The 15,268-nt window shown below is 33.7% G+C and carries 16 protein-coding genes; 8 read left to right on the forward strand and 8 right to left on the reverse strand.

Translation table 11 applies throughout. The features are described from left to right. Window positions 1-116 precede the first annotated feature (116 nt). Both FJR48_RS09960 and FJR48_RS09965 read left to right on the forward strand, forming a co-directional pair. Window positions 117-713, forward strand: a complete 597-nt coding sequence (locus FJR48_RS09960; RefSeq protein ID WP_152307980.1) for a peroxiredoxin — start codon at window positions 117-119, stop codon at window positions 711-713. A gap of 85 nt (window positions 714-798) precedes the next feature. Beyond that, on the forward strand, window positions 799-1,746 hold the full coding sequence (locus tag FJR48_RS09965) for a WD40 repeat domain-containing protein (RefSeq protein ID WP_152307981.1): 948 nt from the start codon (window positions 799-801) through the stop codon (window positions 1,744-1,746). Here the strand turns inward: FJR48_RS09965 and FJR48_RS09970 are convergent. From FJR48_RS09970 to FJR48_RS09985, 4 genes are read right to left on the reverse strand one after another with little or no spacing between them, the layout of a single operon-like run. After that, window positions 1,728-2,996 carry an ATP-dependent DNA helicase gene (locus FJR48_RS09970; protein WP_152307982.1) on the reverse strand — a complete coding sequence of 423 codons (1,269 nt, stop codon included), beginning with the start codon at window positions 2,994-2,996 and terminating at the stop codon, window positions 1,728-1,730. The two genes, FJR48_RS09965 and FJR48_RS09970, sit on opposite strands and share 19 nt — an antisense overlap. Window positions 2,997-3,012: 16 nt before the next feature. After that, complete coding sequence (locus tag FJR48_RS09975) at window positions 3,013-4,143, reverse strand: vWA domain-containing protein (protein WP_152307983.1); 1,131 nt, start codon at window positions 4,141-4,143, stop codon at window positions 3,013-3,015. A 2-nt stretch (window positions 4,144-4,145) separates the two neighbouring features. After that, window positions 4,146-5,135: an AAA family ATPase gene (locus FJR48_RS09980; RefSeq protein WP_152307984.1), complete on the reverse strand. Its 990-nt coding sequence runs from the start codon at window positions 5,133-5,135 to the stop codon at window positions 4,146-4,148. Beyond that, the gene (locus FJR48_RS09985) at window positions 5,132-6,484 is read right to left on the reverse strand and encodes a hypothetical protein (protein ID WP_152307985.1); all 1,353 of its coding nucleotides are present in this window, start codon (window positions 6,482-6,484) and stop codon (window positions 5,132-5,134) included. Before FJR48_RS09985 ends, FJR48_RS09980 begins: the two co-directional genes overlap by 4 nt. A gap of 97 nt (window positions 6,485-6,581) precedes the next feature. Here FJR48_RS09985 and nhaA point away from each other — a divergent pair, with 97 nt between their 5' ends. The 4 genes from nhaA (at window position 6,582) to FJR48_RS10005 (ending at window position 11,021) form a co-directional block, all read left to right on the forward strand. Beyond that, window positions 6,582-7,913, forward strand: coding sequence for a Na+/H+ antiporter NhaA (nhaA, locus tag FJR48_RS09990; protein WP_152307986.1), 1,332 nt, complete (start codon window positions 6,582-6,584; stop codon window positions 7,911-7,913). 63 nt (window positions 7,914-7,976) lie between these two features. Beyond that, on the forward strand, window positions 7,977-8,474 hold the full coding sequence (locus FJR48_RS09995; RefSeq protein ID WP_152307987.1) for a PAS domain-containing protein: 498 nt from the start codon (window positions 7,977-7,979) through the stop codon (window positions 8,472-8,474). Beyond that, window positions 8,449-9,891: a methyl-accepting chemotaxis protein gene (locus tag FJR48_RS10000; RefSeq protein WP_188108578.1), complete on the forward strand. Its 1,443-nt coding sequence runs from the start codon at window positions 8,449-8,451 to the stop codon at window positions 9,889-9,891. Before FJR48_RS09995 ends, FJR48_RS10000 begins: the two co-directional genes overlap by 26 nt. Before the next feature lie 53 nt (window positions 9,892-9,944). After that, window positions 9,945-11,021, forward strand: coding sequence for a multiheme c-type cytochrome (locus FJR48_RS10005; protein WP_152307989.1), 1,077 nt, complete (start codon window positions 9,945-9,947; stop codon window positions 11,019-11,021). Here the strand turns inward: FJR48_RS10005 and FJR48_RS10010 are convergent. Genes FJR48_RS10010 through FJR48_RS10020 form a run of 3 tightly spaced genes read right to left on the reverse strand, consistent with a single transcriptional unit; the run spans window position 11,011 to window position 13,728 of the window. Next, window positions 11,011-11,961 (reverse strand): dipeptide epimerase, encoded by a 951-nt coding sequence (locus FJR48_RS10010; RefSeq protein ID WP_152307990.1) that lies wholly within the window; start codon window positions 11,959-11,961, stop codon window positions 11,011-11,013. The genes FJR48_RS10005 and FJR48_RS10010 overlap by 11 nt on opposite strands. Beyond that, complete coding sequence (locus FJR48_RS10015) at window positions 11,958-13,088, reverse strand: DUF819 family protein (protein WP_152307991.1); 1,131 nt, start codon at window positions 13,086-13,088, stop codon at window positions 11,958-11,960. Before FJR48_RS10015 ends, FJR48_RS10010 begins: the two co-directional genes overlap by 4 nt. Beyond that, the gene (locus tag FJR48_RS10020; protein ID WP_152307992.1) at window positions 13,078-13,728 is read right to left on the reverse strand and encodes an N-acetylmuramoyl-L-alanine amidase; all 651 of its coding nucleotides are present in this window, start codon (window positions 13,726-13,728) and stop codon (window positions 13,078-13,080) included. The genes FJR48_RS10015 and FJR48_RS10020 overlap by 11 nt, the downstream gene beginning before the upstream one ends. A 64-nt stretch (window positions 13,729-13,792) precedes the next feature. On the opposite strand from FJR48_RS10020, the gene FJR48_RS10025 reads away from it, so the two are divergent. Both FJR48_RS10025 and FJR48_RS10030 read left to right on the forward strand, forming a co-directional pair. Then, the gene (locus FJR48_RS10025; RefSeq protein ID WP_152307993.1) at window positions 13,793-14,170 is read left to right on the forward strand and encodes a hypothetical protein; all 378 of its coding nucleotides are present in this window, start codon (window positions 13,793-13,795) and stop codon (window positions 14,168-14,170) included. Between the two features lie 20 nt (window positions 14,171-14,190). After that, the gene (locus tag FJR48_RS10030; RefSeq protein ID WP_152307994.1) at window positions 14,191-14,934 is read left to right on the forward strand and encodes an exonuclease domain-containing protein; all 744 of its coding nucleotides are present in this window, start codon (window positions 14,191-14,193) and stop codon (window positions 14,932-14,934) included. Here FJR48_RS10030 and FJR48_RS10035 read toward each other — a convergent pair. Next, window positions 14,931-15,200, reverse strand: coding sequence for an acylphosphatase (locus tag FJR48_RS10035; RefSeq protein ID WP_152307995.1), 270 nt, complete (start codon window positions 15,198-15,200; stop codon window positions 14,931-14,933). The two genes, FJR48_RS10030 and FJR48_RS10035, sit on opposite strands and share 4 nt — an antisense overlap. Window positions 15,201-15,268 lie beyond the last annotated feature (68 nt).

Consider the following 15,268-nt stretch of genomic DNA (forward strand, 5'->3'; position numbering starts at 1 on the left):
TTTTAACTTTAAAATCTTTTGGAAAAATTAATTTAATTGCGATAAACTTACACCATAACAAAAATAAAACAGTGTGAAATATCTTAAATATTTCCGCTAAAAATAAAGGAAATTATATGTTAGTAACAAACCCAGCTCCGGATTTTACGGCAACTACAGTATTAGCAGACGGTTCAATCGTTGAAGATTTTAAACTAAGTGAAAACTTTGGTGAAAAAGGTACGGTTTTATTCTTCTATCCGTTAGACTTTACTTTCGTATGTCCGTCTGAGATTATTGCATTCTCTCACAGAATTGAAGATTTTAAATCTCGCGGTGTTAATGTTATAGGTGTATCTGTTGATTCTCAATTTTCACACTTTGCATGGAGAGAAACTCCTGTTGATAAAGGTGGAATCGGGCGTATCAAATATCCACTGGTTGCAGATTTAAGTAAACAAATTTCAAGAGACTATGATGTACTTTTCGGTGAGTCTGTTGCTCTTCGCGGTTCATTCTTAATAGATGGAAAAGGTATTGTTCGTCACGCTGTTATAAACGACTTACCACTTGGTCGTAACATAGATGAGATGATTCGTATGGTAGATGCTATGCAATTTACTGACGAGCACGGTGAAGTATGTGCTGCGGGTTGGAACAAAGGTGATGAAGGTATGAAACCTACAACTGAAGGTGTTGCTGAGTACCTTGGTAAACACGAAAATAATTTATAATAATTTTTTAAACAGATTCCAACTTTTATGTTGGAATCAAGCTCTCTTAATATACAATTTTCCTAAAAATAAAATAGGGATATTTTTGTATAAGTTTTTTCTCCTCTTTTTTTTACCGACGTCAATACTTTTTGCCAAAGATATATATCCAACTAAAGAGTACAAGTCTTTTGGATTTGTGAACGACTTTGTTGTAGATGGTGGTAAACTTTATGCCGCAAATGATGAAGGCAGTGTTGATATATTTGATACAAAAACACAAAAACTTATTGAGCAGATTGTACTACCACCCGTAAATACCGCTATGGGGAAACTAATAGCTGCAAATATACTAAGCGTAGATAGAATAAACAACAAAACTTTACTTGTCAGTATGGGGCGTAATGGATTTAGAAATGTCTGGATATATGAGAACAATAAACTAAAGCAAATTGTGGATGAGTCTAAAAAGCTAACTATAAAAGAAGCCCGTTTTGTAAATAATGAGCAGATTATTTTTGGAACTTTCGGCTCGGAAATAATTTTACACGATACGTCCGAGCAGTATAATCTTTACAAAGCCCATGTATCTTACTCCACACTTGGAGATATAACTCTAAATACAGACAAAACAAAAATGATTTTATCTGATGAGAGCGGAGAGATAAAACTTATAGATATAAAAACTTCAAACATAGAAAAAACCTACAACTCTCAAAACGTGGATAATGTTTACCGTGTGGCATATGCAAACGGTGTTATTATCACAGCAGGACAAGACAGACGTGTAGCCGTATATCAAAACGACAAAGAAGACTACCATATAAAAAGCAACTTTTTAGTTTACTGTGTAGGTCTTAGTCCAAGCGGCAAAACAGGTATCTACTCAGCAGATGCGCAAAACAATCTTCAAGTATTTAACACCCAGACAAAAAAGATGGGTGATAGACTTGTTGGTCACAACAGCCTAATAAATCAAATCAAATTTATAAGCGAAAATGAACTATACAGTGTAGGAAGTCGTAATAAGATTTTTTATTGGAGACTTGACTGAGTTGCAAAATCCAAAGCTTTTTTATTTGCATATATAAGCTCGTACCATTGTCTGTTTGGGGCAATTAGGTTTAGTCTTTTTGGATTTGAACAACGCGATAGTGCTACATAAAACTGACTCGGTGCAAATATCTCATGCGTAGCTATTATCAAATCCTCTATACTCATCCCTTGAGATTTATGGATAGTTATTGCGTAAGCGAGTTTTATAGGGTATTGGTAGATGCTAAAAACGTCCTCTTCTTGAAGCTGTTTTTTACCCTCTTTTACTTTTTCAACCCATTTTGATTTACTCATTCTAACAGGTTCAAGCTTTACTATTTTTCCATCGGCTTTTTGAACATATATATACTGGGCATCCATATTTACAACCCTGCCCTTTTGACCGTTAAAATAATTCCAAGCATTTCTTGTAAATAAAACAGGTACGCCTATTTTTAACTCCAAACTCTTCTCAATCCTTGCATCGCGTATAAAGTTTTCAATCTCGGAATCTTTTACCGAGTTATTATGTTTTATGATTTGGGCATCTTTGGTGAGCAAGTCTCCATCTACAAATTCAAGTTGAGCTTTATTATGTGCAGATGCAGATATATTTTTTCCAAAAAGGTAAGTAAACTGACTATAGTCTTCAGGCAGAGGTTTTATGTATTCGTTTAGATGGTTATGTACATCTTCATCCACATATCCACGCCTTACATCTCCTAAAAGCTCGATGAATTTTTTATCGTCGGTTCTGTATATATGAGTAAGTTCAACTATCTCAAAAGCAAAATTACTCCAAGCTTGTGATTCAAAAGCAAAGTTCACTTCACTGCTTCCGCGAACTACGGGAGGGAGTTGTAAAAAATCACCCACGACTAAAACAGAGCCTTTAAACTCAGCTTGTTTTAGACGAAGTTCAATCATCTCAAAAAGAGTATCACTAACCATTGAGATTTCATCTATAACTATCAAATCCATAGAAAATATAAGCTTTTTTATTTTCTTTTTTATCTCAAACTTACCGCTGTTTTGCAGCTCCTCTAGGTTATTTGAGATGCCAAGATCCAAAAAACTGTGAAGAGTCTGCCCATCTATCAAAGTAGCTGCCATACCCGTAGATGCAAGACGTGCTATTTTTTTTGCATCTTGGGTATATGAATCTATGATTTGTCTAGTCATTGTCGTTTTGCCGACACCTGCACCACCGGTTAAAAAGATGTTTTGTTTATTTTTTAGTTTTTCTAAGATTGTCTCTAAAATTTTCATTGTCTAATTATACAAATTATTTATCTATTAAAATAACATCTCCAAAAGGTATTTCAACATCATTTTTACTAACCCACTTTACTTCGTAGTTTGGCTTATCTTTTGGAAAAACACCGTCTAAATCGGAAAAGTAAAGCAATAACTTTGTATCTTCCAAACTCTCTTCTATATATGAAAAAACAGGACGAAAATCTGTACCGCCGCCGCCTTTTACATCAACTTCGAGTGTATCTCCCGTGTAAAAAGTGTTATGCGAGTGTATCTTGTCATCACATATCAAAACATCTATCTTATACTTTGGCACACTTAGCATCAGGTAATTTAACTCGCTTAAAAACTCACTTAATAGTTCATCATCAATCGAGCCTGATGAATCAATGGCTACGACAAGATTAAAAGTCTCACTTATTGCAGAAGGCAGATAAAAACCCATATATAGATACTTTTTATTTGGAGGCATCATAGTAAAGTCATCCCTTGCATACCTGTCTATTGCATCTCTTAGCTCATCACGCCAATTAATTTTACCCTTAGCATCTAAAGAAAAAAATCTTTTTACTGCCTCGGGAAAACGTGCATCATCTTTTTCTTTTTGTATTTCTGAGAGAACAAACTCTTCAAAAAGCTGGTCATTTAAAATCTGTTCAGTTGAACTCTCTTTTTTAGTTTCGTTATTTTGTTTAGAATCATCTTTTTCTATATCGTCTGCATTATCGGCTTCATATTCTAAATTTTCATCATCGCGTAAAATGTCATCTTTTAACAAGGCATATATCTCTTCGGCATACAAACCTTCAAAACGCTTGGAGTAATGAGCCTGATAAGGTCTCTCTAATCCGCTCTCTACAAGCATATCGTTTATAGCATAGTCTGTTGCCATCTGCCATAACCACCCTGAACGATTGTTCTTTCTATTTTCATGCGATAAAGAGGCATGCATAGCGGAATTTGCCAAGGCAAACTCTATCTCATCTATACTTGCTTCATTTATAAACAATGTACTGTACTCAAGCTTTGACTCATTTGCCCTAAAAGCTTCGATATCGTCGTTTTGAACTATATCTACCCTAGATGCAAGTGAGCCGAAAAAGGGATAATCTACTAAAAGTTTAGCTTTTGCTTTTGAGATTTTATCTGCAGAGGACATATCTATGCCAATAAATAAGCAAATTTCTCAACCCACTCTTTAAATACTGCAGAGTGTTCCATACTTACAGAGTTTCTTTGCAGGTCTTGAACAACCTTTACACTAAACTCGCCTTTTAAATTTAGGGAGTATTTTAAAACATTATCAAGTGCATCGACATCTCTCAGTACGGCAGATACAAGTCCTACACTTAAAGCATGAAGTACATCCGCTTCTTGTGGATATTCTGCTTCACCGCTGTTTAATATATCTTCAATATTCGGCAGTTTGTTTTGCACCTTTTTAAAACTAAGATATCCTACTGCTACCTCTTTAGATATAGCACCTGATATGGTCTCCAACAAAACACTTGCATCTATCTCACTCTTTAAAACTTTATCTACATACTCCCAACTTCTTGGAGTTGCAAAAGATTTTTCCAAATTTTTTGCATCAAAGGTAAACAGATGCTCGTTTTTGTATGAGATATACCCTATTATAGACTCGTCTATATTGTTTTGATATGCCCAGTCACACCAATCTTCTACGCTTATATCCATCTCAAAGTGAACAAACCTGTTTGCAAGTGGTGCACCCATCTTATAAGTAACACCTTTATCACCCTCTCGGTTTCCCGCCGCGACGATAGCCCAGCCGTCTGGTAGTTCATACTCACCTACACGTCTGTCAAGTATAAGCTGATAAGCAGATGCCTGTACACTAGGCGGTGCGGAGTTTAGCTCATCTAAAAAGAGTATGCCCTCTCCGTCTTTAGGTAAAAAAGCAGGTGGCGCCCAAAGTGCCTGATGTGCATCTCTATCATAAAAAGGGATGCCTTTTAAATCTGTAGGATCCATCAAAGCAAGACGTAAATCAATAAAACCAATATCTTTTTTTTGTGCAATCTGCTTAACAATAGAACTCTTACCAATCCCGGGAGCTCCCCATAAAAACACGGGTACTTTTTTATCCGTCAACTTACTTAAAGTTACACTTAAATCGTGTGCTTTCATATCTGCCATCCTATATTTTCTTGCTGAATATGCCTACCAAAACTCGGGTTTTCTTTAACATAGCGCTCAAATCTGGAATCAAGTTGAAGTTGGTAAAGGATATCTACGGGTGTTGATATATTTTTACTTAATGCCATTTTAATTCCTTCGACATCTGATTCATATAATTTATATAAGATATCTTGCGGCGTATTTTTGTTTAACGCTAAAGCCAAATAGTTTTTTTCGTCTTTAAAGCCAAGTTCAAGGATGCTTTTTGGCGTTGAAGGATTAGAATACAATGCAAAATCAACCTTATCTTTTTTATGTTTTAGCATCTCAGGAATCAACTCTTTATATAAACTTTTATTGTGAGCCAAGTTTTCTTCTACTTCATCTAAATGGAAATACAATAAGTCCCCTTGCATAAACGGATTTATATTTTCGTTTTGAGCAAGTTCACAAGAAAAACTATCTTTAAAAAAATCATATTTTTTTACATCCAGTTTTATATATTTTGCCATATTTTTAGAATATGCTTCATCTTCTAAAAATTTGTTAAAAATTTCATCGGATAAATTTTCACAACACGACAATGCTTCGAGAACTTTTTTCTCCCCTGTTTCATACAAAAGATTTTGTACCTCTTCATCTATATCTTTTCTCATAGCTATAAGTGTTTTAACATAAGTATTTGCTTCTTTTATAAAAAGTTTTAAAACTTGTTTTGAAGTAGAGTTGTGTGTAGCTATTGATGTAACTATTCTATACCCGTGGTCTTTATCATTTGTTTTAAAACTTTTTCTGAGCGGCTTTAAATTAGCTATTGTTTCTATTATATTTTTATCGTTACACTGCAATACGAGATGCATAAGTCCCAGTTTTGAAAACTCGACATTATGGTTTCTTTCTATGTTTTTATAAAATCTCCTAATTAAAGATGCACTTACGTCCCTGTTATCATCACTCTCGTAAAAGTCATCTTCCCCCCAATTATACATCTTTAACAATCTAAAATAAAACTCATCACTTATCTGCGGATTCGTCAAAAAGTTTTTTAGTCTTTGCGTATCGGATGAGAGTTTTAAACTCATCATCAAAACATCTTCGTCAATAGATTCCGTAAGCATCTTCTCAAACACTTCAATATTTAAAAACTCTGCTACTTTTTTATTGTATAGATTCTCACTCTCAGTAGTTTGCAAAGGTGTCATCATAGCCCCCTCAACTATGTAATCTACACCTTCGTCATACTCTTTTACAAGTTCTATATTATGAACTTTTAACTGTGTTAAAAGTTCATTTTGAGAAAAAGACCTGCTTTTTCCAAACAATAATATTTTTTTGTTTTTTAAACTTTTTATATTCATATACTAATTATACAAATATTTTTTTATTTTTATATTTATTCGTTATAATAAAAAAATCTTAAATTGATTATCTTATTTTTTAAAAAGGGAGTTTCATTTGAAAATATACTCACCGTGGGAAGAAGCTTTTGATAGAATATATTCGCCTTTTGAACACTTTTTACATTCACAAACAACTTCCGGTTTAGTATTAATAGCCGCAACTTTATTTGCACTAATACTCGCAAATTCCCCTTTAGCAGAGGTTTACAACCATGCAATTCATACCAAAATAGATTTCAGCGTAGGTTCATGGCATCTCTCACACTCTTTGCATCACTGGATAAATGACGGTTTAATGGCAATATTTTTCTTTATGGTAGGCTTAGAGATAAAACGTGAAATATTAGTAGGTGAACTGTCTATTTTTAAAAATGCCCTTCTTCCGATTATAGCCGCAATAGGGGGGATGATTTTTCCTGCTTTAATATATACTTTTTTTAATCACGACGGAGCTAGTGCAAACGGATGGGGTATCCCGATGGCTACGGATATAGCCTTTGCAATTAGTGCACTTGTACTTTTAGGCAATCGTGTATCACCGGCACTTATTACTTTTTTGGTAGCCTTAGCAATTGTAGATGATTTGGGTGCGGTTTTGGTTATTGCTATATTTTATACCAAACAAATCATATTTTTACCGCTTCTACTGGCTTTTATTTCGTTTATATTGTTGCTTATTATAAACCGTTTGGGCGTGCATATGATTTTACCGTATTTTATAATCGGTATGTTTATGTGGTTTTTTATGCTCGAATCAGGTGTGCACGCTACTATAGCCGGTGTACTTGCAGCTCTTACTATACCTTCCAGACCAAAATTTGAGCCCCTTAAATTTACAAGAAAAATCAGAGATTTACTTGATGAATACGATAGTTATCCGGTAGCTACGGATTATACTACCCACGATAAGCAAAAAGCGATATTAAACACGATAAAAAGACGCATACACGAAGTGGGTTCACCTGCACAAAGACTTGAACAAGCCCTGCATCTACCGGTAGGTCTTGTCGTAATTCCTGTTTTTGCACTGGCAAATGCAGGAATTGGTATAGATTTTTCTTCTATCTCTTCGGCAATATTCTCTGACGTTTCTTTAGGTATTATTTCAGGTCTTGTTTTAGGAAAAGTTATTGGGATTTTCGGTATATCGTTTTTAGCGATAAAAATGGGTATCACCAAACTTCCCGAAAACACCACGATGTATCAAATATTCGGCGTCTCTTTTTTAGGCGGTATAGGTTTTACAATGAGTATATTTGTGGCAGATTTGGCATTTATAGATAGTAATACACTTATTTTTGAAGCTAAAGTCGGCGTACTGTTTGCATCTATTTTATCAGGTACCATAGGTTACTTATTACTAAGAAATACTAGCCCGGTAAAATAATTTAACATTGTTTTTAAAGAATTACTGATAAAATCTGACAATTTTTGACAAAATTGAGGATTAATGAATATTATTGCAAGAGAGAATGAGGTTGGTTTTAATGACGACACTTTACTCGTCACAAAAACCGATCTTAAAGGAAAAATAACTTACGCCAACCGTGCTTTTATCGATATAGTTAAAATGGATGAATCCGAATTAATCGGAAAAGCTCATAATATAATCCGCCATCCTGATATGCCAAAAGCAATTTTTAAACTTCTATGGGATTATCTAAAAGATTCTAAAGAGATAAATGCCTATGTTAAAAATATATGTAAAGACGGCTCATATTACTGGGTATTTGCAAACGTTACACCTTCTTATTTTGAAGATAAAATCGTAGGTTACCACTCTGCAAGAAGAAAACCCAAACAAGAAGCTCTTGATATTATCAAACCTTTGTATAAAACCCTTCTTGATTTAGAAAAACAAAAAGGAATCGAAGCAAGTCTTAATAAAATTCAAGAGATTTTGGATGAAAAAGGAATGGAATATGATGAATTTATCATCTCTCTCTAAAATACATTATGCAAATTATGCACACTTAGCGGTAGTTTCCTTAGGGCTTTTAATATCTGTAACATTTTTTGAGTTTAATACCACTACGTTTGTATTTAATCTTTTAAATATTGCCATAGCTATATATGCATACAAACAAATAGAGATTACCAGACACACTATTGCAGAGTCTTTGAGAGTAGTCGAGGGTAGCAAAATAGGTAATTTTGAATTAAGAGAATTATATATAGAAGCCGGAGGTGAACTTGCAGATTTGAGCTACGGTATTAATGATTTATTTGATCAACTTGAAAGTTTTACTCGCGAAATCAATACTTCTATTCAATATGCATCCGAAAACAAATACTTTCGCCGTGTTTGTCATACGGGACTAAATCCGGCTTTTAAAAGAACAGCCGAACTTATTAACAAAAGTATTGATGCAATGGAGCAAGAATATCTAACACAAAGAAAGAAAAACTTTCTTATCGAACTAGATAAAACGGGTGAAGGTTTAGTTTCTAATTTTGCAAGCATACAGACTCAAATCTCTCAAACAAATGAAACCCTTAGCAATCTGGCAAACGAAGCACAGGAGAGTGCATCTCTTTCTAGAGAAAATAACCAAGTCGTTGAAAATATGAATCAAAATTTTGAAAAATTGTCGGAAATAATTGCTCAAAATGATGAGATAGTAGAATCTTTGGGTACAAAAACCCAAGAGATAAACCTTGTAATAGATCTTATTAAAGATATAGCCGATCAAACAAACCTACTTGCATTAAATGCAGCTATTGAAGCTGCACGTGCAGGTGAACACGGTCGCGGTTTTGCCGTAGTAGCCGATGAAGTACGCAAACTGGCAGAACGTACTCAAAAAGCTACAAGCGAGATATCTATATCTATATCGACTCTTCAACAAGAAGCAAGCGGAATGCACGACAGTTCACTAGAGTTAAACAAAATATCCGAAATATCAAAAGAGAGCGTTGAGACACTTTATAACTCACTGCAAAAATTTAATGTAACGAGTGAATCCGTTTTAAATTCAAGCACATACATGAAAAACAAAAACTTCATAGTTTTAGCAAAAATAGACCATATTTTATTTAAAGCCGAAGCACTTGACCATATCTCTAAAGAGGAACATAAAGAGTTTAACGACCATACTACCTGTAGATTCGGTAAATGGTATGATAATGAAGGAAAAGGGCAATTTAGTCATTCTAAATCATATTCTGCAATACTAAATCCACACAAAAATGTTCATGATAAAGTTATAGATTCTTTAAAATTATTAAAACAAAATAATATTTTAGAAGTCTCAAACGATATAAAAGAAAATTTTATAGAGATAGAAAAAAATACCTTTGAATTATTTACTTTAATGGATAAAATGTTGGAAGAGGAACAAAGTTATACTAATTCATTAAAATAATATAATGCTAAGTTATTTTAATTATAATTTTAAAAAATATAGGAGATAATCAAATGTTAAAATTTATATTTCTAAGTTTACTAAGTATAACTTCACTCCTTGCATCTAAAAACTTTGCACCTAGTGAAGATTGTAAATCCTGTCATCCACTTATATATAAAGAATTTTCAGAATCCATGCATGCAAATTCTACACCGCAAAAAGACCCAATACACGGTTCTGTTTGGGCAAAGCATCCGCAAAATCTGGAATTTAAAAAATACGGTTGCGGAAAATGTCACACTCCTACTGCAGAAAAAGATTCAATGCCAAAAGCGGATTCTCCTAAGCATCAAGAAGGAATATCTTGTGCATATTGCCATCGTATAAAAAGCATTGAACTGCATGCAAAATCAAATACAAACATTACTACTTCAACCGAAAAAAATTATTTTGGAACCTTAGAAGATCATATAACTTCTCCTTATCACGGTATTGTAAGTGAAGGTAATGAGCATTTTAAAAACGGTAATGTTTGTATAGGTTGTCACTCACATAAGATGAATAAACATAAACTAAACGTATGTTCGACAAATATAGATAACGAGATGGACGGAGCAAACTGTGTAAGTTGTCATATGCCAAAAGTAAAAGGAAGTGTATCAAACTTCAAAGATCGTAAAGAACATAGTTTTCACGGGTTTGCAGGAAGTCATTCAAATCAAGATATGCTTACAAAATATGTAGATATATCCCTTCTTCGCCAAATTAACGATTTTATAGTAAACATCGACAATCGTACAAGTCATGCACTTTTACTGCATCCTCTTAGAACTGCCGTTTTAAAAGTAAGCGTTACAAGAGCAGGTAAGACGACAAAACTAAAAGATGAAATATTTGTAAGAGTAATAGGTCACAACGGCAAACCTGCCATGCCTTGGACTGCAAGTACGACTTTAAAAAACACTATGATTCAGGCAAATGAAAAAAGAAGCATAAAATACGACTATAAACTCCAAAGCGGTGATAAAGTAGATATCGTTTTAGGATGGTTTTTAGTAAATCCAAAAGCTTTAAAAACACTCAACTTAGAAGATAACGAAGTAGCAACAAAGTTTATAGAGTTTAAAAAAGAGAGTTTTACTTTTTAAAATTCTCTTTATAAAGCAGTGGACTATCCAAATCCACATATTTTACGACATCTTTATATGCATCTACTAGACTGGATGCATATGCTATAGATGTAGGACCCTCAAGCATACTTCCCATCATAACGGGTACTTTTTTAGCTCTGCAATACTCCAAAATCTCCATAGCTTTTGTTATGCCTCCGCATTTCATAAGTTTTATATTTATAATATCCGCAATTTTATTTTCCACTACAACTTTTACATCTTCAAATGTAAAACAACTCTCATCGGCAACTATAGGAATGTCTGAATACTCAGTTATTTTTTTTAATGATTCTAGTTCATCTTTTTTTACAGGTTGTTCGATAAGCTCTATTCCCACGTCTTTTATGGCATCTATATAGGTTATGCTGTCTTTATAACTCCAAGCCTGATTTGCATCTATAAGCAGGCTTGCATCAGGATTTTGCTCTTTTATCTTTTTTGTTACCTCTATAGCATGGTTTATATTATCGTTAAACTTTAGCTTTAGTATATCGTTTTGACTTGTGTATGCTATATTTGCATCTGCGAGCATTTTAGAGACATCTCCTAAAGATATTGTTATTGCCGTTTTTTTATCTGTTTTGTTATTTAAAGGATTCAGTATATTAAAAAGTGCCATATCCAAAGCTGCCCTTGCACTCGAACCTATTTTAAAAGAATCAAGTTTAGCTATTGCCTCTTGAGGACTTAATCCTATTAGCCTTGCTTTATAACTATCTATACTGTTTAAAATCAAATCTAAATCTTCACCCGTGATAGCTTTAGTTGCGGGTGCTTCGCCAAAAGATAAATTACCGCTTTGCAGTTCAATCCTTACCCTTACGAACTCTACATTATCAACTCTTCTTAAAGCTGTTATAAAAGGGGTTTTTAGAGGAATTGTTTCTATTGTAGTTGTTATTTTTTTTATCTTCATTTTGCAAAGCCCTCTAATATGTTACCGACAAAAAGTCCGCCGAAAGTACCTATTATATATCCCATTATAGCCATCAACACGCCAACTCCTACCAGACTTTTATTATAAGCTGCCGCTAAAATAGGTGCAGATGCTACGCCGCCTATATTACTAAGAGATGCTACGCAGATGCTAAATAGATCTAGTTTAAATATCTTTGCACCCGCTACCATGATTAGTGCATGAATAACGAGGATTAAAAAACCTCCAAGTACATAAAAACCGATACCCTCAAAACTCTCAAATACTGCACGTGAACCGATAAGCGCTATTAGCATATATAGCATCGACGTAGCTATGTCACTTGAACCGTTTATCTCACGCACTCTTGTAAAAGAAGCTAAAACTCCGCTAAATGTAGCTGTTACAACCATAGTAGTAGTTGAGTTTATTATGGATATATTCTGAGCTATAACTTGAGAGAAAAAAGATACTGCTAAAGATAAAATAATCAAAGACCAATATCTCTTTGCACCGATATTGCAAGCACATCCGATGCTATTTATAGCATCATCACTCGACTTTGCATCCGTAAACTTGTTAAACAGGTTTGCAAATCCTACTATAAAAAGTAAAAATGCCACCCAAAACGTATAGTTAAAACTATCTACTATCAGTGCATAACCAAAAGCTTCATCACTTACACCAAGAGCCGAACCGACTGCTACCATATTTGCAGTACCGCCCATCCAGCTTCCCGCAAGTGCTCCAAATGCTCCTAACATATCCTTATCAAAACCAAGTATTAAAGAGATGAGTATAAAACCTAAAGCTATAGATGCAACTGCCAAGATATATGCAATAATTAACTTTTTACCAAGTTTTAAAAACTGCCTGATATCGACTTGCAACAACATCAAAAATATCATAGCAGGAAGAAGGTTTGTTTTTGTCAATTTATATATATCGTTTATCTCTTTGTTTAACTCCCATAATCCAAAAGAAGCGAGCAACATTGTACTGGCATATATAAGGACTACTGCGGGAATATATTTAAAAAAATTCCACTTTGTTTTTTGTTCCAGTCCGCTTAAAAAAGTTGCTATTATAGCTAGAACAAAAAGATAGCTAAATGGATTAGTTATCACAAGGTGCACGCTTTAAAGATTTAAAATGTTTAACAAGTTTGTTCATAAAGTTTGGATGCGGGTCATTCTTTTTCGTCCTGTATCCGGCGTCTCTCTCAAGCCAAAGTTCATGATTTTCAAAACATCTGTATTCATAGTGTCCGACCAAATACTCTATAGAATCAAACTTTCTTTTAAGATACTTAACTAAAAATATATTTGATTTCAGTTGTGCATCCGTTAAGTTGTTTTCACCATCTGCACCACCTACATTTTCAATACCTATGGAGTTATAGTTAAGTCCTATTACATGTCGTGCCATGAAATTTAGCGGCATCAACTGATGTATAGTTCCGTTTCGTTCAACCATAAAATGGGTGCTAACATTAACAGCTCCAGCAGAACTTATGTCTGCACGTAGTGATGGAAGTTTCTCTTCCATAAAACGACTTAGCGATTCTTCAAAAGAGTTTATTGCCGTATGATGAATAAGAATTATCTTTGGTGTAATTTTTATATCTTTGGCATCTATACCATAGTGTGCTTTTATATAAGACTTTGTAAGTTCAACCCTGTTATCCGAGAACTTTATAGGTGTTTGAATAATTTCTTGTGCATCTAAAAAAGATACAATAACCAGTATTAAATATATATATTTCATAAGCTATATTTTACTCTGTTAATATTTATACAACTTTAATTACAAAAGTGGTAATATCTCTCTCATGGGTATACACAAAGTTCAAAAACAAAAATTATTAAATGAACCATTAAGCGATGAAGCATTAAAGCTTGGACGTGCAATTTATAACACTTACTTGGAAAATGAAGAGTTAGAGATGCAAATCAATATCTCTAAATTATTTAAACTATTTAAATTAAATGCTACAAACGATTCATTGGCATATATTAAAAGCATTTTTATGGAACTTACAGAACCCATTATTGTAAAAAACTTTAAATTTTGGAACAACATATATCCGATGCGAATAGTAACTTTTTGCATATATAGATTTCATGATGACTATGTTGATATCGAACTAAGCGAAGAATTTTTAGAGGTTGAAAAAACCTATATGATTGACAATTTTTTAACGAACTAAACGATAACTAAAGGACTAATTTGGCAAAACATTACGTAATACTCGATACCGAAACAACGGGAACAAATGAAGAAGACAGAGTTATACAACTGGGGTACATGGTTCTTGGTGCAAAACAACCCGAAGTACATAACGAATTTTTTTCTTGTGAAGTTCCTATAAAATTTGGAGCTATGGAGGTTCACGGCATTACTCAAGAGATGATTGATGGCAAGCCTTCAATCAAAGAGAGTATAGCATACAAAAGACTTCAAGAGCTAAATACAAACGAAAACTATATGATAATCCATAATGCACCCTTTGATTTGGATATGTTAGCCAAGGAAGGCTTTAATACTAAAATGAAAGTTATAGATACACTGCGTGTAGCTAAACACATATACAAAGATGAAGAGGCTCACCGTCTGCAATACTTTCGTTATAAAATGGGTTTGTATAAAGATGAACAAAAAGAAGCAAATGAACTAGGCATAGAAGTAAAAGCACACGATGCCATAGGTGATGTACTTATTCTTAAGCTGTTTTTATCAAAACTTCGTCAATCCGTTCAAAAAATATTTCCAAACGACAACCCCGTCGATAAAATGGTTGACTTAACAAATACACCTATTTTGATAGACAAATTTAGATTTGGAAAATACAAAGGAAAAACTTTACGCGAAGTAGCACACGAAGATGCCGGTTATTTACGTTGGATGCTAAGTTCTATGGAGAATTTAGATGCAGATATGCGCTATTCACTACAAAGTGTGTTAGAGAATTAATACCTTATCTCAAATCCGTTTTTAAATACTTCATCGCACTTTTGTGTATGAAGTTCATTTACTACGCTATTTGGAGAACCTTTTTTAAGAATCTCTTTAAACTCTTCTAATCGTAATTCATCACAAGTTACACAAACTTCAACATTTCCATCGGAAAGGTTTTTTACATAACCGCTAAACCCTGTAGCAGCTGCATTTTTTTGAATATTTGCACGATAATATACGCCTTGAACACGACCGATAACTATAAATTTATATGATTGCATAAAACAATTGTACAGTAAATATTGGAAAAAATAAAATTGAAGGATTGTTATGGATAAGGAAATTTTTC

Origin of the sequence: Sulfurimonas lithotrophica (assembly GCF_009258225.1) — a bacterium.
In the GTDB taxonomy this organism is placed as follows: Bacteria; Campylobacterota; Campylobacteria; order Campylobacterales; family Sulfurimonadaceae; genus Sulfurimonas; species Sulfurimonas lithotrophica.